General features: G+C 71.9%; 22 protein-coding genes and 2 tRNA genes. 9 read left to right on the forward strand and 15 right to left on the reverse strand.

The features are described 5' to 3' along the window. Positions 1-36 precede the first annotated feature (36 nt). Together GSF02_RS18715 and GSF02_RS02920 are read left to right on the forward strand one after the other, a co-directional pair. Positions 37-297 carry a helix-turn-helix domain-containing protein gene (locus tag GSF02_RS18715; protein ID WP_235915325.1) on the forward strand — a complete coding sequence of 87 codons (261 nt, stop codon included), beginning with the start codon at positions 37-39 and terminating at the stop codon, positions 295-297. Continuing rightward, the gene (locus tag GSF02_RS02920; RefSeq protein WP_235915326.1) at positions 257-1267 is read left to right on the forward strand and encodes a citrate/2-methylcitrate synthase; all 1011 of its coding nucleotides are present in this window, start codon (positions 257-259) and stop codon (positions 1265-1267) included. Before GSF02_RS18715 ends, GSF02_RS02920 begins: the two co-directional genes overlap by 41 nt. Here the strand turns inward: GSF02_RS02920 and GSF02_RS02925 are convergent. Continuing rightward, entirely contained in the window at positions 1264-1401 is a 138-nt protein-coding gene (locus GSF02_RS02925) for a hypothetical protein (RefSeq protein WP_159792586.1), read from the reverse strand. The two genes, GSF02_RS02920 and GSF02_RS02925, sit on opposite strands and share 4 nt — an antisense overlap. 51 nt (positions 1402-1452) lie before the next feature. Beyond that, positions 1453-2097 carry a TetR/AcrR family transcriptional regulator gene (locus GSF02_RS02930; protein WP_201308757.1) on the reverse strand — a complete coding sequence of 215 codons (645 nt, stop codon included), beginning with the start codon at positions 2095-2097 and terminating at the stop codon, positions 1453-1455. Between the two features lie 191 nt (positions 2098-2288). Between GSF02_RS02930 and GSF02_RS02935 the strand changes: the two genes are divergently transcribed. From GSF02_RS02935 to GSF02_RS02945, 3 genes are read left to right on the forward strand one after another with little or no spacing between them, the layout of a single operon-like run. Further along, on the forward strand, positions 2289-2588 hold the full coding sequence (locus tag GSF02_RS02935; RefSeq protein ID WP_201308758.1) for a putative quinol monooxygenase: 300 nt from the start codon (positions 2289-2291) through the stop codon (positions 2586-2588). A gap of 38 nt (positions 2589-2626) precedes the next feature. Beyond that, positions 2627-3319, forward strand: a complete 693-nt coding sequence (locus tag GSF02_RS02940; RefSeq protein ID WP_159792590.1) for an SDR family NAD(P)-dependent oxidoreductase — start codon at positions 2627-2629, stop codon at positions 3317-3319. After that, positions 3316-4497 carry a low temperature requirement protein A gene (locus GSF02_RS02945; RefSeq protein ID WP_159792592.1) on the forward strand — a complete coding sequence of 394 codons (1182 nt, stop codon included), beginning with the start codon at positions 3316-3318 and terminating at the stop codon, positions 4495-4497. The genes GSF02_RS02940 and GSF02_RS02945 overlap by 4 nt, the downstream gene beginning before the upstream one ends. A 255-nt stretch (positions 4498-4752) precedes the next feature. Here the strand turns inward: GSF02_RS02945 and GSF02_RS02950 are convergent, their stop codons facing one another. Then, positions 4753-4962 (reverse strand): helix-turn-helix transcriptional regulator, encoded by a 210-nt coding sequence (locus GSF02_RS02950; RefSeq protein WP_235915327.1) that lies wholly within the window; start codon positions 4960-4962, stop codon positions 4753-4755. A gap of 392 nt (positions 4963-5354) precedes the next feature. Between GSF02_RS02950 and GSF02_RS02955 the strand changes: the two genes are divergently transcribed. Next, positions 5355-5909 carry a hypothetical protein gene (locus tag GSF02_RS02955; RefSeq protein ID WP_159792594.1) on the forward strand — a complete coding sequence of 185 codons (555 nt, stop codon included), beginning with the start codon at positions 5355-5357 and terminating at the stop codon, positions 5907-5909. A 571-nt stretch (positions 5910-6480) separates the two neighbouring features. Here GSF02_RS02955 and GSF02_RS02960 read toward each other — a convergent pair. From GSF02_RS02960 to GSF02_RS02980, 5 genes are all read right to left on the reverse strand, one after another. Further along, positions 6481-6822 carry a hypothetical protein gene (locus tag GSF02_RS02960; RefSeq protein ID WP_159792596.1) on the reverse strand — a complete coding sequence of 114 codons (342 nt, stop codon included), beginning with the start codon at positions 6820-6822 and terminating at the stop codon, positions 6481-6483. After that, positions 6819-7025 (reverse strand): hypothetical protein, encoded by a 207-nt coding sequence (locus GSF02_RS02965; RefSeq protein ID WP_159792598.1) that lies wholly within the window; start codon positions 7023-7025, stop codon positions 6819-6821. The genes GSF02_RS02960 and GSF02_RS02965 overlap by 4 nt, the downstream gene beginning before the upstream one ends. Before the next feature lie 451 nt (positions 7026-7476). Next, a tRNA-Arg gene (locus GSF02_RS02970) sits at positions 7477-7549 on the reverse strand. 207 nt (positions 7550-7756) lie between these two features. Beyond that, a tRNA-Ser gene (locus GSF02_RS02975) sits at positions 7757-7848 on the reverse strand. Between the two features lie 149 nt (positions 7849-7997). Next, positions 7998-8900 (reverse strand): EamA family transporter, encoded by a 903-nt coding sequence (locus tag GSF02_RS02980; RefSeq protein WP_159792600.1) that lies wholly within the window; start codon positions 8898-8900, stop codon positions 7998-8000. A gap of 171 nt (positions 8901-9071) precedes the next feature. Between GSF02_RS02980 and GSF02_RS02985 the strand changes: the two genes are divergently transcribed. Then, positions 9072-9359: a hypothetical protein gene (locus GSF02_RS02985; RefSeq protein WP_159792602.1), complete on the forward strand. Its 288-nt coding sequence runs from the start codon at positions 9072-9074 to the stop codon at positions 9357-9359. 101 nt (positions 9360-9460) lie between these two features. Here the strand turns inward: GSF02_RS02985 and GSF02_RS02990 are convergent, their stop codons facing one another. From GSF02_RS02990 to GSF02_RS03000, 3 genes are all read right to left on the reverse strand, one after another. Then, positions 9461-10426: a carbohydrate ABC transporter permease gene (locus GSF02_RS02990; RefSeq protein WP_159792604.1), complete on the reverse strand. Its 966-nt coding sequence runs from the start codon at positions 10424-10426 to the stop codon at positions 9461-9463. Further along, positions 10423-11412: a carbohydrate ABC transporter permease gene (locus GSF02_RS02995; protein WP_159792606.1), complete on the reverse strand. Its 990-nt coding sequence runs from the start codon at positions 11410-11412 to the stop codon at positions 10423-10425. The genes GSF02_RS02990 and GSF02_RS02995 overlap by 4 nt, the downstream gene beginning before the upstream one ends. A gap of 107 nt (positions 11413-11519) precedes the next feature. Continuing rightward, the gene (locus GSF02_RS03000) at positions 11520-12926 is read right to left on the reverse strand and encodes an ABC transporter substrate-binding protein (RefSeq protein ID WP_159792608.1); all 1407 of its coding nucleotides are present in this window, start codon (positions 12924-12926) and stop codon (positions 11520-11522) included. A 326-nt stretch (positions 12927-13252) separates the two neighbouring features. On the opposite strand from GSF02_RS03000, the gene map reads away from it, so the two are divergent. Continuing rightward, positions 13253-14035 carry a type I methionyl aminopeptidase gene (map, locus tag GSF02_RS03005; protein WP_159792610.1) on the forward strand — a complete coding sequence of 261 codons (783 nt, stop codon included), beginning with the start codon at positions 13253-13255 and terminating at the stop codon, positions 14033-14035. Positions 14036-14056: 21 nt separating this feature from the next. Here the strand turns inward: map and GSF02_RS03010 are convergent, their stop codons facing one another. The 4 genes from GSF02_RS03010 to serS all read right to left on the reverse strand — a co-directional run bounded on the left by GSF02_RS03010 (position 14057) and on the right by serS (position 17320). After that, positions 14057-14584, reverse strand: coding sequence for a hypothetical protein (locus tag GSF02_RS03010; protein WP_159792612.1), 528 nt, complete (start codon positions 14582-14584; stop codon positions 14057-14059). Continuing rightward, the gene (locus GSF02_RS03015) at positions 14578-15108 is read right to left on the reverse strand and encodes a type IV toxin-antitoxin system AbiEi family antitoxin domain-containing protein (RefSeq protein WP_159792614.1); all 531 of its coding nucleotides are present in this window, start codon (positions 15106-15108) and stop codon (positions 14578-14580) included. The genes GSF02_RS03010 and GSF02_RS03015 overlap by 7 nt, the downstream gene beginning before the upstream one ends. Before the next feature lie 143 nt (positions 15109-15251). Then, entirely contained in the window at positions 15252-16052 is an 801-nt protein-coding gene (locus tag GSF02_RS03020) for an HAD family hydrolase (RefSeq protein WP_159792616.1), read from the reverse strand. After that, positions 16049-17320, reverse strand: a complete 1272-nt coding sequence (gene serS, locus GSF02_RS03025; RefSeq protein ID WP_159792618.1) for a serine--tRNA ligase — start codon at positions 17318-17320, stop codon at positions 16049-16051. The genes GSF02_RS03020 and serS overlap by 4 nt, the downstream gene beginning before the upstream one ends. Before the next feature lie 239 nt (positions 17321-17559). Between serS and GSF02_RS03030 the strand changes: the two genes are divergently transcribed. After that, the gene (locus GSF02_RS03030; RefSeq protein WP_159792620.1) at positions 17560-18819 is read left to right on the forward strand and encodes a diacylglycerol/lipid kinase family protein; all 1260 of its coding nucleotides are present in this window, start codon (positions 17560-17562) and stop codon (positions 18817-18819) included. The last annotated feature ends 41 nt before the right edge of the window (positions 18820-18860 follow it).

The following is an 18860-nucleotide window of genomic DNA, read 5'->3' on the forward strand; positions in this document are numbered from 1 at the left end:
AACGTTGATCGGATCAATGTGGAAGCACCACTCGGGATGCCCCTGCTCACCGCGCAGCAGGCCGCGGCACGCCTCGGCGTGAAACCGGAGACGCTCTACGCATACGTGTCCCGCGGGCTGCTCGAACGCACCCGCACGGCGAACGGGTCCCTCTTCGACCCGCTCGAGATCGAGGCGTTCGCGACGCGACGAACACGTGCCGCCACGCCCCGGCCCTCCGACGGCACCCGTCGCGGTGGGGGGCGGGCGACCGCTCATGGTCCTCGACACCGACATCGCGAACATCGACGACGGTGACCTCTTCTACCGCGGCCGGCTCGCGTCGGAGCTCGCCGCCAGCACCGCCTTCGACGCGGTCGCCGCCTGGCTCTGGGGCAACCCGCTCGACCCCTCGCGGCGACTGACCGCCCCAGCGGAGTTCATCACGCCCGCCCGCCGGGCCACCGAGGCGCTCCCACCGGGAGCGTCCTGGATCGATCGAGCGGTCGTCGCGGTGCGCGGGCTCGCCGCCGCAGACCCCCTCCGCGACGACGTCGCACCGGGCGCGCTGCGGCGTGTCGGTGCGATCATCACCGCCGCGCTGCCGCAGGTCGTCGGCAGCCCCGTCCCCATGGTCCCGGACCAAACCGTGCCGGGCGCGCTCTGGGTCGCGCTACAGGGGTCAGCGCCGTCGAAGCGGGAACTTGCGGCCGTCAACACCGCGATGATCCTTGCCATCGACCACGACCTCCCGGTATCCACGATGGCCGCGCGGGTCGCCGCATCAGCGCGGGCCTCCGGCTACGCGATCGTCACAGCAGCCCTCGGCGCGTTCGACTCGCCGCTGCACGGGATCGCGAGCCACCGCGCCGCCCAGCTCCTCCGCGACGTCCTCGACGGCACGGCCGCCGACGTCGCGGTCCGGCGCCAGCTACGACTGCTCGGCGGGCACGTGCCGGGCTTCGGACAGCCGCTCTACCCGCGCACCGACGCACGAGCCGCCCATCTGTTCACGGTGACGGACGAGATCGCCCCCGCACTCGCAGACGCGGTGACTGCGCTGCGCGAGGTGATGGCGCCCACCGGGCTGCATCCGAACTTCGATCTGGCACTCGCCGCGCTCACCATCGCCACGGGCATGGACGACGACGCCGGGTCCCTCCTCTTCGCCGCCGGACGGACCGTCGGCTGGATAGCCCATGCCATCGCCGAGTATGACGAGAAGCCGTTGCGGCTTCGCCCCCGTGGCCGTTACGTCGGCCCGGAACCCGACAGGAGCGAGCCCTAGCAGCGGACGCCGAAGTGCACCCCCGCGAAGTCCTGGTACGACCCGGTGTCGAACGTCGCGTCGGTGACCGGGTAGGGCAGGACTGCACCCTTGAACCACGTCGCCGCCCTCTTCGCCGCCGCCGGCGCGGCCAAGACCGCGAGGACATGGCGCGCCTATCGGCCGGCTCCGCGACTGGCCGTGCGCTACGCCTGGCCCGCCTCGTCCTGCGCGGCGATAGCCGGCCACAGCGAGGCGACGACTCGCTCGGCGAAGTCGGCGGGGACCTCGCGTCCATACCGGTTGAAGTCGGCGAAGTAGCTACCGAAGCAGAGCGTCGCGACCATGTCGACGTCGACTTCTGAGCGGACAGCGCCACGGGCCTGGAGGTTCGCCAGAACGTCCGCGAGCTCTTGGCAGCGCGGCTGATTGGCGAGCTCCCTCATCTGCGCATGCAGACCCGGTGCGCGTTCCGCTTCCGCCATGAAGTTGCCGTGCAGCGTCATGGCGCGCGGGTTGTGGTACCGCGGATCGAGCCGACGCACCGCCTCGACCATCGCATCTCGAGGGCCGAGCTGCTCGAGGTCGAGCGGCGGATACGCCTCGCGCTGCTTGCGCAGGCCGTACCGCAGGGCGTCGAGGACGAGCGCGTACTTGTCGGACCAGCGTCGGTAGAGCGTCGGGCGGGTGACGCCGGCGTCCGTGACGATGTCCCGGATGGTCATCGACGAGTAACCCTTGGTCGCAAGGAGCTTGCGGGTCGACGCGATGATCGCCTCTTCGATTGCTGGGTCGCGGGGGCGCCCGGTGGTCGGCGCCGGCTCCTCGCCCCTCGGGTCCTCGCTCAGCACGATCACTCCTCCCGCCTCTCGGCGCGCCTTAGTTTACAGATATTGACTGTAACGCTGTCGTCCCCTACCGTCCACACTGGCCGTTCCGTTACAGGTGGTATCTGTAACGGAAGGCGCGTCGAGCCTGGTATCCGCCTCTCGACGATCTCCGGCGTAGGGAAAGCTGAATGACCGCGACATCTGATGGATACGTGACCGTCCTCTGGGACGCCAAGGCGAAGCCCGGTCGGGAGGAAGAGCTCAAGGCGTTCATCACGGCGGCAGTCACGCCGTCGCGTGACGATCCCGGCAACATCGACTACGAGGCCCACGAGGTGGATGGGCAGCCCGGCGTGTTCGTCATCTACGAGCGCTGGGAGAGCAGGGCGCTTCTGGAAGCCCACCTTCAGGCGCCGCGGATGGCCGCTCTCGTGCCGAAGATGCTCGAGCTGATCCAAGGTTCCGTGGAGGACGGCATTCGCCTGCTCCGTCCGTTCCGACCCGCCGCCTGAGCGCAGCGGCTCCGACACCATCGAAAGGAAGCTGTGCGATGACGACGACACTGATCACCGGGGGAAACCGGGGGCTCGGCTACGAGATCGCCCGTCGACTGGTCGAGGCGGGGCAGGACGTCTGGATCGGCGCCCGCAACCCTGCTGACGGGCAGGAAGCCGCTGATCACCTCGGCGCCCGCCACGTCCCGCTCGACGTCACGGACGACGCATCGGTCGAAGCCGCCGCGGCCGTGATGCGCGAGCACGTAGGTCGCCTGGACATCCTCATCAACAACGCCGGCATCCTCGGCGAGGTGGCAGCGCCGGAGGACATGACGGCGGAGCAGCTTCGGCCTGTGTATGAGACCAACGTGTTCGGAGTCGTGCGGGTCACCCACGCGTTCCTGCCACTGCTGCGGCGGGGGACGGATCCGTCGGTGATCAACATCACGAGCGGCATGGGGTCGTTCGCGTTGACGCAGGACCCGGCTCGCGTCGAGTCGCAGTACACGCTCGCCGCCTACGGATCCTCGAAGAGCGCCGTCACCATGCTCACCACGCAGTACGCCAAGACGATCCCGGACGTCCACTTCAACGCTGTCGACCCCGGGCAGACCGCGACGGACTTCACCGGCCATGTCGGGCAGAGCATCGAAGAAGGTGCCGAGGCGGCAGTGCGGATGGCCATGCTGGGTGCGAACGCACCCACCGGAACGGCCACTGACCGCGAGGGCATCCTGCCGTGGTGACCGGACAGCTCCAGCGCCGCGACGATGCTGAGACCCAGCGCGCCGCGACGCTGGAGCTGTTCTACGACCTCGTCTTCGTCTTCTCGATCACCCAGATCTCGCACCTCGTGCTCGATCGCCTCACATGGGTCGGAGCGGGTCAGGCCGCGATCGTCCTGCTCGCAGTCTGGTGGTCGTGGAACTACACCACCTGGGCGACGAACGAGCTGAATCCGAACACCAACCCAGTCCGCTTCCTCCTGATCGCGCTGATGGCGGGGAGCTTGCTGATGGCGATCGCCATCCCCGACGCCTTCGGTGACCGCGGACTGCTCTTCGCCGCCGCATATCTCGCCATCCAGGTCGGACGCCACGCGTTCCTCACGTTGGTGGCGGCGCGGCGCGGGACGATCGAACGAGAGCACGCTGCGCGCATCCTCGTCTGGTTCTTGATAGCTGGGTCGTTCTGGGTTGCCGGTGGCCTTGCAGAGGGCGGCCCAAGAACATGGCTCTGGATCCTGGCGCTCGCTCTGGACTATGTCGCTCCGCTCGCCATGTTCCCTCTTCCGCGTCGGCCTCGCCTGGCGGCAGGCTCCTGGCGTATCGCCTCCGGACACTTCACCGAACGGTTCGGACTGTTCGTGATCGCGGCGCTCGGCGAGACGATCGTGCTGACCGGAGTGACCACCGGCGCACATCACCTGGACATCGCCACCATCGCCGCTCTTGCGAGTGCATTCGCCGGCACCGCTGCTCTCTGGTGGCTCTACTTCGTCTCGACCAGCCGAGTCGGAGAGCAGTCACTCGAGGCCGAATCGACTCGTACCGGGCGTGCCCGCGACATCTACACGTACGGCCATGTGTTGATCGTCGGGGGGATCATCCTGACCGCTGTGGGCGATGAGATCGTCATTGCCCACCCATTGCATTCCCTCGAAGGACCGCGATTGCTCGCGGTGGCCGCTGGCCCCACCCTCTTCCTCGTAGCGCAGCTCGCTCTGCACCTGCGGGCCACGGGGCGGGTGGCCTACAGCCGGGTGGCAGGAATTGCCGGCTGTGCGGCTATCGGCCTGGTCGGGTCCTTGCTTCCATCGATAGTGGTCGGCGCGGCGCTGGTAGCGACGCTGGTTGCGGTAGCGGTGCTGGACGGCGTCGAGTCTTCCCACCTCCGCACCAAGCACAGCTGGGCTCGCACCTGATGGCAGAGAGGATCGAGCACGCTCCAGCCGTTCTGGCGGGAGCGTGCTCGAGTCCTGCAGTCCGTGGACTCAGCAGTGGTCACCATGTGCTGCCGCTGCGGGTGAGCGCGTCGTAGGCGCCGTCAACGAAGGTGACCTGTCCACCGGGACGACGGCACCGTCGCCACCCTGCGTGTGCGTGACCACGCCAACGGCCTTGGGGCAGCGCGTCGAACCCGATGGCCCCGAACGTGCCGATCGGGGTGCGCGGCCGGCTCATGGCCGGGCCATACCGTCGGGCAGCAGGCCGGGCACGGTCTCGCGCCCGGTGGCGACCCAGTCCCACACGTCCGATCGCAGGAACTTCAGGTGCCGGCCGATGCGGACCGCGCGCGGGCCCTTGCCGTCCACGCGCCAGTCGTCGATGGTCGCCACCGGCACGCCGAGGTAGGCGGCCACGGTGTCGATGCTCAGCAGCGGCTCCACGCCGTCGAGGTCCGGGTCGTCAGCGGGGGTACGTGCGTGCCATGCCTCCTACGTGGGGCGCTGCTACCAGGGGCTCCGAGCAGGGTTCGCGACCCGGTCGCAGGAGTCGCCGTGTCGCCGCGTGCACCAGGCGCCGCGTGTCCGCACTGGTCACGCATCCCCGCTGCCGCTAGGGCACCGAGTCGGCGCACTCCCCCTGGTGGGTGCCGAAGCCGCGGGCATCAACGCGCCTACCCGGCGTGCTCGAGCCAGAGCCGTCATGCCCTCATCCCGGCGCGCGTGAGGTGGATCGCTTCGGATCGCGATCCGGCCAGGTCGGTAGCATCGCCGTCGGCGCAGCCGGCCAGACCATTCGGGTGCGCGGACAAGGTCATGGACATAGGGGGATGCGGATGCGCGCAGGAACGCTCGTCGCGACGGCGGCGATGGCGGTCATGGCTCTGAGCGGATGCTCCGGCGGCGACACGTCGGTCCCCGCGGCAACGCAGCCCGCCGCGGAGACCACCTCGTCCGCTCCCGCCGAAACACCCACCCCCCAGACGTCCACGCCCGAGCAGCTGGCATCGATCATCGCCGGGCAGGAGAGCGACTGGCGGGAGACCATCGACGGCTCCGGCGAGTGCCGGATACTGTGGGTGCTCGAGTCGGACGACCCGGTCGACCAGGCCAACGCCTACTCCTGCTACCTGCGCGAGCAGACCATCGTGATGAGCGCCAGCAACGCTGGCCGAGACCTGCGCGCGCTGACCCCGCCGGCCGAGATGAGCTCGCTGTACAACAGTACGCTCGGCCAGCTGGACGCTATCAGCGCCGTCGATCTCACCGGCGCCTGCGGTCAGGACTCGTCGCCTGCGAAGTCGGACGGGTGCAACGCGTCGCTCGGTGAGCTTTACGCCCACTACAACCTGCTCGAGGACGTGCTCGACCAGTGGAAGCCGTACATGTAGCGGCGACCAGCGCGGCCCGGCGCTACGGCACGGTGCGGGTGCGGTGTGAAGCGAGGCGAGTCGTTCAGCCGCCGCTGCGCATTCTCCTGGAGTCGCGGGGAACATGTCAGGAACCGTCTGGGGCCAGCATCTTCGTACACAACGCGCCGTTCACCCGCCAGGCGGATGCAGTCCAGTACGGCGACGACTACGGCGACGACCTGGCTCGTCGTCGTCGGCCGAACTGAGGCGCTGAGCTCGCCGTCATCGAGTCGGTGACCATGGCGCTCCTTTCGGTCCCGACCTGCCAGCGCGCTTCGGGTACGTTCCAGCAGGGCATGCGCTAGTCGAGGTAGGTATGGGTGTCTTCGTCGAGGTCGGCTGCGTCGTAGGGGTGGTGCTGCTGCCTTACGAAGGCAGCCATCTCAGCCTCGGTGTGCTAGCTGCGGCGCTCCTCGCGGTTGTCCACGGCGCAAACGGTCCCGTTGCCTAACTGAGGCGCAGTGGCCGCGCCGTGTCGTCCCTGGCCGGCGTGGGACCGCCCGGCAGAGCGGATGGGAGGAGTGCGTGACGTTACCTGGTGGCCGCGGCTTCATCGCTGTGGTCGACGAATACGACGGCCGCGTCGGCGAGCTGGGGCAGGCCGCGCGAGTCGGGTGACCAGCCGGTGCCGCCGGCGAGGAAGGCTCGCGGCCAGGGCGACCAGCCAGAGGTCGTCCGTGGATTCCCGACGCTTGCGCGGGTTGGCGTGCGCAGGGGTGCGCCAGCGCACCTCCAGTGCGCTGACGGCGGGCGGCCCGAGGTCGGCGACGGTCAGCCCGTCGGGGTGCGCGCTGGCTCCGGGGTCGAAGGGCAGCGGGTCGGGCAGCTGCCGGGCGACCGGCTGGCCGGTGGCGTCGCGGACGGTGACGTAGGGCTTGGACCAGTTGCTCATGCGTGGGCTCCGGAGCCGGCGGCTGCGCCGACGGGGGTGGTGGGGTCGAAATTGGGGGCGCCGTCGATCACGACGTGCGGCGGCAGCTGCTCGGGTCGGGTGCTCGCCCAGCGCACGAGCAGCGCCACCGGCCGGTCGAGCACGGCGGCCGCGGCCGCGGAATCGACGTATCCAGCCGGCTCCGGGCGGGCAGGTCCGGGCATCGGGGCGGCCGGAGCGACAGTGTGTCGACGCGGGGTGATCGGGCGTTAGGTGCTGCGGCGGATGCCGACCAGGCGGGGATGCGCGGCAGCGGCTCCTGCAGGCGCCCGTGGCTGGCGGCGGGCCGCAGGGACGGGGCGGGAAGGCGGGGCATGCACCGGACTGGTGCGGTGTCCGCCGGGCCCGACCCACAATGCGCCGGGGCGCCGCACGGTGGTCCCCGCCGGACACGGCGTCGTGTGCCCGCCGCTGTGTCCTGCCCCTGCCCCGGTGTGTCCCCGCCGCGGCGGGAGCGTCCGTCGACGGACTTGGATCGAGGCCGCGCACGGCCCCGGCTGGCGGCGCCGACGGGATCGTCAGCGCCGAGGGAATGCCGTCCGACCTGGGCGAGCGCGGTTCCCGGCACAAGGGAGAAGGCCCCGCACCGGGGGTGCGGGGCCTTCGTAGGGAGCGTGCGCCCGGAGGGATTCGAACCCCCAACCTTCTGATCCGTAGTCAGATGCTCTATCCGTTGAGCTACGGGCGCGTGGCTTGTCTGCCTTCCGGCTGACCGGCCGACGAGAACATTACCCGACCGGGCCGGTTCCCCCAAACCGGATCCGCCCGACGTGACGCACCCCACCAGCAGCGCGGCGGGCGGCCATCAGGGCGGGTGATCAGGGCGAGCACCTCGGCACGAAAGGGCCCCCGGGCAACAGAAAAGGCCCCGGGCTCTTGGCATCCGAGGCCTTCCTGGCGGAGACGGCGGGATTTGAACCCGCGAACGGGTTGCCCCGTTACCACCTTAGCAGGGTGGCGCACTAGACCTGACTATGCGACGTCTCCTCACGGGTGGCCGCTGATGGACCGAAAGACCCACCACAGCACCGTGGCCGTCAGGTTACCCGGACGACCCCTCCAGCGCCAAAGCCGCGCCGACGCGCCAGGAACCAGACCCAGGTCGATGCCCGACGACGGGTTCGCAGCACCGGTCCTCACACGCGCGCACGGGCGGTCATCGCGATCGCCCCGGACACCAGCGCCAGGCCGGCGATCTCGGGCCACGTCGGGATCTGCCGCAGCACCACGGCCCCGACGACGACGGCGGTGGCGGGCAGCAGCGCCGTCAGCACCGAGAACGCGGCGGTGCCGACGCGCCGCAGCACCACCTGGTCGAGCACGTACGGCACCACCGACGAGCAGATCGCCACCACGAGCAGGAACACCAGCACCCGCGGGTCGGTGACGACGTCGCCGGCCGTGCGGGCGAACACCGGCGCGAACACCAGCGCGCCCGCCGCCATCCCGACGGCGAGGCTGTCGATCCCGGAGCCCGCCCCGGCCACGCGCTTGCCGAGCACGATGTAGCCGGCCCAGCACACCGCCGCGGCGCCGATCGCCGCGAGGCCGATCACGACGTCCTGTCGCGGCAGGCCGGACTCGAGCGTCACCCCGGCGAGCAGCACCACCCCGCCCGCTGCCACGAGGATCGCGCCGCGCTCGGCCCAGCCGCGGCCGGTGATCGCGGCGACGGCCACCGGCCCGCAGAACTCCAGCGCGACGGCGACGCCCAGCGGCAGGTGGTCGATGCCCACGTAGAACACGACGTTCATCGCCGACAGCGCGATGCCGAACGCCGCGGCCCAGGCCAGCTCGCGCCCGGTCCACCGCCGGCGCCACGGCCGGCGCCACGCCAGCAGCACGACGGCGGACAGCAGGATCCGCCACCACCCCACCGCGGGAGCGCCCAGGGTGTCGAAGAGCCCCACCGCCACGGCCGCGCCGACGTAGAGCGTCAGGCCCGAGACGACGAACAGCAGCGGGGCGGGGACGCGGGCGAGGGCGCCGCCGGCGCGCGCGCTGGCCGGCGTCGAGCGCCGGCCGTCAGGGGTGGTCACGTGCCGACCCTAGCCGCGCGATGCTCCACGGCTCGCACGGGCCTGGTCCGGCGATCTCGCTGGTGGTCGAGCCGGTGCAGGACCGGCCGGAGCACGAGCGTCCCGCGTCGTCGCCCTCCCCCACCAGGACGACGACGACGGACGCTCGCCGGGTCCTGGCAGGATCGGCGGGTGCCCTCCTACCGCGTGACACTCGCCGTCGGGACGCTGCAGCCCGGCGTCGACCCCGAGGCGGTGCTGCCGGCCGCGTGCGACGCCGCCCGCGCGCTCGCCACCGTCGAGTCGTGGGACGTCGGCGTCGTGCGCGGGCAGGCGCGGATCACGGTGCGGTTCATGGCCGACGCCGACGGCGACGCCCACCAGGTGGCCGACGCCGTGCAGGACGCCGTCGACCGCCTGGCCGACACGTGGGGCACGCGGGTGACCCGCCGGTGGGGCAACCGCTGGCACCCCGCCTGACGGCTGGCGCCGGACGCTCGGCACTCGGACGCCGGACGGCGAGCGGCCCGGGCCGGCGACCTTCCGCCGGCCCGGGCCGCTCGTCCTGCGACGCCGCCGCGTCAGCCCTTGACCGACCCGGCCAGCAGACCGCGCACGAAGTAGCGCTGCAGCGCGACGAAGACCACCAGCGGCACGATGATCGAGATGAAGGCCCCGGCCGACAGGATGTGCCAGTCGCCGCCGCGGGAGCCGGACATCTCCGCGACGCGCACCGTCAGCGGCGCGACGTCGGGCGTGCCGCCCGCGAAGACCAGCGCGACGAGCAGGTCGTTCCACACCCACAGGAACTGGAAGATGCCGAACGCCGCGATCGCCGGCACCAGCAGGGGCATCACCACGCGGAAGAAGATCGTGACGTGCCCGGCGCCGTCGACGCGGGCCGCCTCGACCAGCGAGCTGGGGATGTCCTTCATGAAGTTGTGCAGCAGGAAGATCGCCAGCGGCAGGGCGAAGATCGAGTGCGACAGCCAGACCGTCCAGAAGGAGCCGGCGATCCCGACGTCCACGTACGCGGTCAGCAGCGGGATCATCGTCACCTGGATCGGGACGATCTGGAGGGCGAACACCGCGACGAACAGCCAGTTGCGGCCCGGGAAGTCGATCCAGGCGAAGGCGTACGCCGCCAGCAGCGCGACGGTGATCGGGATGATCACGCTCGGCAGCGTGATCACGATCGAGTTGACGAAGTACTGCACCAGGTTGGTCGAGCTGCCGTACAGGGCGGTCTGGTAGTTCTCCAGCGAGAACTGGTTCTCGCCGGTGAACAGGTTGCCGAACACCGTCCACCAGCCGCTGCGGCGGATGTCGGACTCGGGACGGAACGAGGTGATGAACAGCCCGATCGTCGGGATCGTCCACAGGATGCCGAGCACGATGGCGATGCCCGACGCCCACGGGTTCGACAGCCGGCGCTTGGCCCGGGCGGCCCGCCCGGACAGCCGCCCGGCGCGCGTGCCGCGGCCGGCGTCGACCGCCGGCTCCGGCAGGACGACCTGGGGGCCTTGGGTGAGTCCTCCGGCGCTCATCGGACCTCCTCCGCGAGACGCAGCTGCCGCACGTTGTAGACGATGATCGGGATCACCAGGATGAACAGGACCACCGCGAGCGCGGCGCCGAGGCCGGCGTTGTTCTGCCGGAACGACTGCGTGTAGAACTCGTTGGCCACGACGGACGTGCCGAACTGGCCGGCCGTGGTGGTGCGCACGATGTCGAACACCTTCAGCGTGGTGATCGCGATCGTGGTGAGCACGACGACGAGGGCCGGGCGGATGCTCGGCACCGTGATGTAGCGGAACATCCCCAGGCCGTGCAGGCCGTCGAGCCGCGCAGCCTCGGTGATGTCGTCGGGGATCGCCTTGATGGCCGCGCTGAGCAGGGTCATGGCGAACCCGCTCTGGATCCAGATGAGGATCACGATGAGGAACACCGTGTTCCAGGGCTGGTTGATGAGGAACTGCTGCGGGGGCAGGCCCAGCCACACGAGCAGCTGGTTGAGCAGACCCGTCTGCTGCACGCCCGGCTGGTCGGGCTTGAACTCGTAGACGAACCGCCAGATGATGCTCGCGCCCACCATCGAGATCGCCATCGGCAGGAAGATCAGCGCCTTGGCGAAGCGCTCGAACCGGCTGCGGTCGACGACGACCGCGTAGACCAGGCCGATGAGCGTCGACAGCACGGGGGCGACGAGCACCCAGATCGCCGTGTTGCGCAGCACGATGAGGAACTGCTCGTTCGTGAACGCCGTGACGTAGTTGTCGAAGCCCACGAACTCGGCGCCGCTGCGGTCGAAGAACGAGTTCTTGATGGTGACCAGGCCCGGGTAGACCAGGCCGAACGCCAGGCCGAGCAGCGCCGGCCCGACGAAGCCGACGGCCACGACCCAGCGCGGGACGCGCTTGGGCCGGTCGACGGCGAACAGGATCGCGCCCATGACGACGACGAACAGCAGGATCGCCACCGCCATGACGCCGAACTTCTGTGCCGGTGACCCGGCCTCGAGGAGCCAGTCCATGGCCCGCTCCCTCCAGGGGTGTGATGCCGAGCCGGTGCCGACGGCGCCCGCCCCTGGCGGGGGCGGACGCCGTCGGCGTGCCGGCTGCCGGTGTCGGGGTTCCGGTGTCAGGACTTCGGCCAGGAGCTCTCGATCTGGTCGAGCACCTGCTTGGTGTCCGCCCCTGTCAGCCAGTCGACGATGCCCTTCCAGAAGGTGCCGGCACCGACCTCGCTGGGCATGAGGTCGGAGGCGTCGTAGCGGGCGACGGTCGCCTCGTCCGTGAGCGTCGCGTAGACCAGGCGGTCGAAGTCGGTCGCCAGCAGCTCGGGGTCGAGGTTCTTGTTGGCGCTGACCCAGCCGCCCGCGGGCGTCGCGACGGCCTTGGCGTTGGCCCAGTCGGCGCTGGCCAGGTACGTCTGGAACGCCTGGACCTCGGGCCGGTCGGCGAACGCCGCGATGAACGGGCCGGCGACGAGCGTCGGCTTCTCGTCCGTGGTCTGCGCCGGGAGGTAGAACGCCCAGACGTCGCCGTCCTCGGCCACCTCGGTGCCCTCGGGCCACTGCGCCTGGTAGAAGTTCGCCGCGCGGTGCATCCAGCAGGCGCCGTCGAGGATGCCGAAGCCGGCGTCGGTCCACGGCGTCGTGGCGATGGAGTCGACCCCGCCCAGGCCGGCGTTGACGAAGTCCGGGTTCTTGAGGATCTCGCCCGCGGTGTCCCAGGCCTTCTCGATCTGCGGGTCGTTGAACGGGATCTCGTGGGTGTACCACTGGTCGTAGACGTCCGGACCGGCCGTGCGCAGCACCATGTCCTCGATGAAGTCGGTGCCCGGCCAGCCCGTCGCGTCACCGGACTCGACCCCGGCGCACCACGGCATCGCGACGTCGCCGGACTTCGCGTCGTCGGCGATCTGCTGGCTGAGGGTCATCAGCTCGTCCCAGGTCTGCGGGACCTCGTAGCCCGCGTCCTCGAACATCGAGGGCGAGTACCAGACGAAGGACTTCACGTTGGCGTCGTAGGGCGCCGCGTAGAAGGTGCCGTCGACCGTGCCGTACTCCTTCCAGTCGGCCGAGAAGTTGGCGTCGACCTCCTTGACGACCGGCTCGGGCGCGGGCAGCACGGCGTCGTACTGCCGCACGAGGGTCTGCAGCAGGCCGGGCTGGTTGACGATCGCGATGTCCGGCGGGTCGCCCGCCTGGATGCGCACCGGCAGCTGCGCCTCCTGCTCGCGCGACGCCTCGTACTCGATCTCGACGCCCGTGCACTCGGTGAACGGCTCGTACGACGCCTGGTGCGCCGCACCCTCCGGGTCGACGATCGTCGTGTAGACGTGGACCGTCTTGCCGTCGATGTCGCCGAACTGGTCGTACTTCGAGCAGTCGATCTTGTAGGCCTCGGCGCTGGACTCGCCGCCGCCCCCGCCGCCACCGCCACCGCCGCCGCTGCACGCGGCCAGCACCAGCGCCAGCACCGAAGCCCCGGCACCCGCCGCGAGCAACGAACGACTGCGCCTGGTTCTCGTGGTCGTCCTCATCGTCGTCCTCCACCTCGTCGTGGCATCGGTCGGAGCCTCGCGTGATGACGCGGCTCTCTTCGCGCACAAGGCAACCCCCAAGTGCCGCGGGCCGCAACCAGGAAGGGGGTATCGCCCCCGGTAGGGGGGCGTGTTCACCCATCCCTCACACGACCGTGATGTCCCCGTGATCCCACCGCGTCCTGTCCGTGACCGCCGCCGTCGGGCCTCCGGCGGCCGCCGCCCCGCGGACGCGCGGCGGGACGGCCGATCCCCGCGCCGCGGCCCGGCGTGGGATCCTTCAGGGGCAGACTTGTGCCGTGCGCTGGAGGAGGAAGAGGACACCGATGATCGAGCTGAGGACCCCGCAGGAGATCGAGGAGATGCGGCCGGCGGGCCGGTTCGTGGCGGAGGTGCTCACCGCGTGCCGCGAGGCGGCGAAGCCGGGCGTCAACCTGCTGGAGCTCGACGCCCTGGCGCACCGGATGATCAAGGAGCGCGGCGCGGAGTCCTGCTACATCGACTACCACCCGTCCTTCGGCGCGATGCCGTTCGGCAAGGTCATCTGCACGTCGGTGAACGACGCCGTGCTGCACGGCCTGCCGCACGACTACGTGCTGGCCGAGGGCGACCTGCTGAGCCTGGACTTCGCCGCCGCCGTCGACGGCTGGGTCGCCGACTCCGCGGTCTCCGTCGTCGTCGGCGACCCGGCCGACGCCGAGCGTGCCGCCCGTGACGCCAAGCTGATCCGCACCACCGAGGAGGCGCTGGCCGCCGGCATCGCCGCCGCGACGGTGGGCAACAAGATCGGCGACATCTCCGCCGCGATCGCCCAGGTCGCGCACGCCGCCGGCTACGACATCAACACCGACTTCGGCGGCCACGGCGTCGGGCGCACCATGCACGGCGACCCGCACGTGCCGAACGACGGGCGCGCCGGGCGCGGGTTCCCCCTGCGACCGGGCCTGGTCATCGCCGTCGAGCCGTGGTTCCTCGAGACCACCGACGAGATCTACACCGACCCCGACGGCTGGACGCTGCGCTCGGCCGACGGCTCGCGCGGCGCGCACTCCGAGCACACGATCGCGATCACCGAGGACGGGCCGATCGTCCTGACCGCGCGCGACTGAGCGCCCGCCCCGCCGATCCCGTCAGGGTCGGTTCCGGAATCCGCCCGATCCCGGGACCGACCCTGACGCTTTCCACGTCGACGACGGCAGCAGCAGCTCGCCCGGGCAGGCCCGCCCCGGGCGCCACCCGGCGTCGTCGAGCACCTGCCGCACGTCGTCCAGCATCGCGCCGCTGCGCGCCTGGGCCCCCGTCCAGCGCCGCAGGACCGTCGAGCCGGTGACGATCGCGTTCTGCCGGTGCAGGTCCGCCACCACCGCCTCGCGGGTGCCGTGCACGTCGATGCCGTCCACCTCGCCGAGCAGCCAGCGCCCATCGCCCAGCGCCCACGCGAGGTCGACCCGGGCGAGCAGGCGGCCGTCGGCGCCGCGGACCGGGAGCTGGAGCACGTCCGGCGGCACCCCGCCGTCGACCAGCCGCAGCCGGGCCCACGTCTCGGCCGGCGACTCGGCCCGGGCGTCGGAGGCGTCCCACCACCCGCGGCTGCGCGCCGCGCCCCGGCGCCCGCGGGCGATCTGGCGGGCCCTGGCGAACGCGCGGTCCGTCAGCACCCGACGCTGGCGGAGTCCATCAGCGCCACCGCCGTCCAGCGGTCCACGTCCCCGACCGCCTGCGCGAGCGCGACCTCGGGCAGCACGCAGGGCACCCCGCCGCGGTGCACGATCCGCGGCACCGGCTCGCGGCGCACCCGAGCGCCGTCGGCCCGCGCCGCAGCGCCGCCGCGGCGCAGCGCCACCTCGGGCGTGAACGACGGCGGGACGCCGCGCACGCCGTACAGCACCAGGGCGCTGAGCCCCGTGGCGACGGCCGCGGGACCGTGCAGCAGCACCCCCAGCCGAGCGGTCCGCTCCCGCTGCCGGTCGAGGCGGGCGGTGCGTTCCGCGGGGACCGGGACGGTCGTGAGGTCGTACACGCCCCGAGCGACACGGACGAGCAGACCGGCGTCGACCAGCCGGTGCACGCGCGACTTCGCGACCCCACAGGCCGCGAGCTGCCAGGCAGCGACCAGGCCCGCCTGGGCGTGCGCCGTCGTCACGACGACGGCGGGAAGCGGGGCGAGCGGACGGGCGGCCACGGACCCAGCCGACCAGAGCCGGGGCACCACGCGGGGCCGTCGTCCACAGGTCCGCCGCGCGGCCTTCGCGAAGCGTCAGGATTGGTTCCGGGATCCGGCCGATCCCGGAACCAACCCTGACGGGATCCGACGGGCGGAGGACCTCAGAGCAGGCTGCGCAGCACCGTCGCCGCGCCGTCCTCCTCGATCGTGCCGGTCACCTCGTCGGCCACGGCACGCACCGCCTCGTCGGCGTGCCCCATCGCGACGCCCCGCGCCGCCCACCGCAGCATCTCGACGTCGTTGTGCCCGTCGCCCACGGCGAGCGTGCACGCCGGCTCGACGCCGAGCCGCTCGCGCACGTGGTCCAGGGCGGTGGCCTTGGTGACGCCCTGCGGCGCGATGTCCATCCAGGCGGTCCAGCCGACGGCGTAGGTGACGTCGTCGAGCCCCAGCCGCTCGACCAGCCGGTGGAAGTCCGTGCTCGTGGCGTCGGGGCTGCGCACCACCACGCGGGTGACCTCGCCGCCGGCGGCCAGCTCCTCGAAGTCGACCACGCTGTGCTCGCCGTCGAGCTCCCCGTCGGGGAAGAGCTCGTTCAGCCGGAAGCCGACGCCCACGTCCTCGACCGCGAACCGGGCCTCGGGCAGCTCCTGGCGCAGCAGGCGCAGGGCCGGCTCCGGGTCGAACGTCTCGATCTGCTCCACGACCCAGCCGCCCGGCCGGTCCGGGTCCAGGCGCACGGTCACCGAACCGTTGGAGCAGACCATCCACCCGGTCTCGATCCCCAGCAGCCGGGCCACCGGCGTCATCGCGATGAGCGAGCGCCCCGAGGCGAGGACGACGTGGTGCCCCGCCGCGCGCACGTCGCGCACGGCGTCGCGGACGACGTCGGACAGCGTCTGGTCGTAGTCGAGCAGGGTGCCGTCGATGTCCAGCGCGACGAGCCAGGGCTGCGACGTCATGCGACCGGCTCGAGCACCTCGAGGCCGCCCAGGTACGGGCGCAGCCCCTCCGGGACGCGCACCGAGCCGTCGGCCTGCTGGTGGTTCTCCAGGATCGCCACGATCCAGCGCGTGGTGGCGAGCGTGCCGTTGAGGGTCGCGACCGTGCGCGTGGTGCCCTCGGCGGTGCGCTCGCGCACGTTCAGGCGCCGGGCCTGGAACGTGGTGCAGTTCGACGTCGAGGTGAGCTCGAGGTAGCGCTGCTGGGTGGGCAGCCACGCCTCGCAGTCGAACTTGCGCGCGGCGCTGGTGCCCAGGTCGCCCGCGGCCGTGTCGATCACCCGGTAGGGCAGGTCCGCCTTGGCGAGCATGGCCTCCTCCCAGGCGAGGTAGCGCTGGTGCTCGGCCTCGGCGTCCTCGGGGCGGCAGTAGCCGAACATCTCCACCTTGTGGAACTGGTGGACGCGGATGATGCCGCGGGTGTCGCGGCCCGCCGCGCCGGCCTCCCGGCGGTAGCAGGCGCTCCAGCCGGCGTAGCGCAGCGGCCCGCCGGACAGGTCGAGGATCTCGTCCGCGTGGTAGCCGGCCAGGGCCACCTCGGAGGTGCCGACGAGGTACAGGTCGTCGCGCTCCAGGTGGTACACCTCCTCGGCGTGCTTGCCGAGGAAGCCCGTGCCGCGCATGGTCTCGGGCTTGACGAGCGTGGGCGTGATCATCGGCGTGAAGCCCTCGGCCACCGCCTGGTCGATCGCGGCGTTGAGCAGCGCCAGCTCGAGGCGCGCGCCGATCCCGGTGAGGAAGTAGAACCGCGCGCCCGACACCTTCGCCCCGCGGGCGGTGTCGATGGCGCCGAGGTTCTCGCCCAGCTCGAGGTGGTCGCGCGGCGCGAAGCCCTCGGACTCGAAGTCGCGCGGCTCGCCGACGGTCTTGAGCACGACGTAGTCGTCCTCGCCGCCGGGGGGCGCGCCCTCGACGACGTTGGGGATCTGGTAGAGCAGCTCGTCGAGCTCCTTCTCCGCGGCGTGGGCGTCCGCCTGGCGGGCCTTGACCTCCTCCGCGAGCTGCTTGGTGCGGACCAGCAGCTGCTGCTTCTCCTCGCCCTGCGCCTTGGCGACCTGCTTGCCGAGCGCCTTCTGCTCCGCCCGCAGCGACTCGAAGTCGGCCAGGGACGATCGCCGGCGCGCGTCGGCGTCGAGGGCGACGTCGACGAGGGCCGGGTCGTCGCCGCGAGCCGTCTGGCTCGCGCGGACGACGTCGGGGTTGTCGCGCAGGAGTCGGAGATCGATCACGGGGGAAGCCTAGCGGGGCGGGGCCAGGCGATTCCCGCCCCGTCCGCCGCCGCGCCGCGCCGCGCACCGTCCGCGCCGCCACCGCCGCGAGGGTGTCGCGAGACCGGCCGCGAGACCGGCCGCAAGACCGGCCGCAAGAGCGCCTCGAGGCAGCCTCGAGGTAGCTGCAGGACGGCTGCCCGGGGACTCGGGCCCCGCTCACCACGTGGGCGGACGCTCCTCGTCGTACCGTTGCGGGCATGCGCTGGGAGCTGTGGGTAGCGGTCGCCGCCATGGTGCTGGCCGTGGTGGCCTTCACCGTCGCCGCGGTCGTCGTGATGCGCTCTCGCGGGCGCACCGGCGCGGCGCCGGCGGGTGACCCGGGCGCCGTCGAGCGGCACCCGTCGGGCGAGCGGCTCGCGGTGGTCGTCAACCCGTCCAAGGACGGCGTCGAGGAGCTCGTCGAGGTGGTACGGCGCGTGTGCTCCGAGGCGGCCCTGCCGGAGCCGATGTTCTTCGAGACGACGATCGAGGACCCCGGCGAGGGCCAGGCCCGCGCCGCGCTCGAGGCGGGCGCCGACGTCGTCGTCGCCGCGGGCGGCGACGGCACCGTGCGGGCGGTCGCGGCGGCGATGGTGGACACCGACGTGCCGATGGCGCTGCTGCCCGCCGGAACCGGCAACCTGCTCGCCCGCAACCTCGACATCCCGGTGACGAGCGTCGAGGAGGCGATGGCCGTGGTGCTCGCGGGGCGCGACCGGCGCATCGACGTCGGCTGGGCCCGCATCCTCGAGCACGCGCCGGACGAGGCCGCCGAGGTCGCCCAGGCCGAGCGCGTCGAGGCGGTCCACGCCCGCCAGGCCGCCGGCGGCACCCGCCCCGAGGGCGACGAGCCGCCCGAGCGCCCGGAGGACGGCCGCCAGGGCGAGCCGCCGTACGACCCGCGCGCGGAGGGCCGGCCGTTCCCCGGCACGGTCGAGGACACCGCCGGCGAGAAGGAGATCTTCCTGGTCATCGCCGGCCTGGGGTTCGACGCCGCGATGGTGGCCGACGCCGACGACGCGCTCAAGCGCAAGGTCGGGTGGATGGCCTACTTCCTGGCCGGCGTGCGGCACCTGCACGGCCGCCGCATGCGCGCCCAGGTCACGCTTGACGACCGCGACCCCGTCAAGGCGCGCCTGCGCACGATCCTGGTGGGCAACTGCGGCCGCCTCCCCGGCGGCATCACGCTGCTGCCGGACGCGGTGATCGACGACGGCGAGCTCGACGTCGCGGCGGTCGACGCCCGCGGCGGGCTGGCCGGGTGGGCGCAGCTGTTCGGCGAGGTGGTGATGCAGGGCTTCGGCATGCGCACCGGCGACGTGCCGAAGATCGGCCGCATCGACCACACGCGCGCCAAGAAGGCCCGCATCCGCGTGGAGGACGGCGAGCAGGCGCAGGTGGACGGCGACCCGATCGGCCGCGCCCGCGTGCTCGAGACGTGGGTGGACCCCCAGGCGCTGATCGTCCGCGCGCTCTGAGCGCCGGCGTCGTGGACGTCCTGCGACGGTTCGGCGAGCGG

The sequence above is a fragment of the Puerhibacterium puerhi genome, assembly GCF_009846865.1.
In the GTDB taxonomy this organism is placed as follows: Bacteria; Actinomycetota; Actinomycetes; order Actinomycetales; family Cellulomonadaceae; genus Puerhibacterium; species Puerhibacterium puerhi.

Coding starts and splice junctions, on each gene's coding strand:
- GSF02_RS18715 (WP_235915325.1), top strand. CDS start 37: ATGCCCCTGCTCACCGCGCAGCAGGCCGCGGCACGCCTCGGCGTGAAA.
- GSF02_RS02920 (WP_235915326.1), top strand. CDS start 257: ATGGTCCTCGACACCGACATCGCGAACATCGACGACGGTGACCTCTTC.
- GSF02_RS02940 (WP_159792590.1), top strand. CDS start 2,627: ATGACGACGACACTGATCACCGGGGGAAACCGGGGGCTCGGCTACGAG.
- GSF02_RS02955 (WP_159792594.1), top strand. CDS start 5,355: ATGCGCGCAGGAACGCTCGTCGCGACGGCGGCGATGGCGGTCATGGCT.
- GSF02_RS02960 (WP_159792596.1), bottom strand. CDS start 6,822: ATGAGCAACTGGTCCAAGCCCTACGTCACCGTCCGCGACGCCACCGGC.
- GSF02_RS02965 (WP_159792598.1), bottom strand. CDS start 7,025: ATGCCCGGACCTGCCCGCCCGGAGCCGGCTGGATACGTCGATTCCGCG.
- GSF02_RS02990 (WP_159792604.1), bottom strand. CDS start 10,426: ATGAGCGCCGGAGGACTCACCCAAGGCCCCCAGGTCGTCCTGCCGGAG.
- GSF02_RS02995 (WP_159792606.1), bottom strand. CDS start 11,412: ATGGACTGGCTCCTCGAGGCCGGGTCACCGGCACAGAAGTTCGGCGTC.
- GSF02_RS03000 (WP_159792608.1), bottom strand. CDS start 12,926: ATGAGGACGACCACGAGAACCAGGCGCAGTCGTTCGTTGCTCGCGGCG.
- map (WP_159792610.1), top strand. CDS start 13,253: ATGATCGAGCTGAGGACCCCGCAGGAGATCGAGGAGATGCGGCCGGCG.
- GSF02_RS03020 (WP_159792616.1), bottom strand. CDS start 16,052: ATGACGTCGCAGCCCTGGCTCGTCGCGCTGGACATCGACGGCACCCTG.
- GSF02_RS03030 (WP_159792620.1), top strand. CDS start 17,560: ATGCGCTGGGAGCTGTGGGTAGCGGTCGCCGCCATGGTGCTGGCCGTG.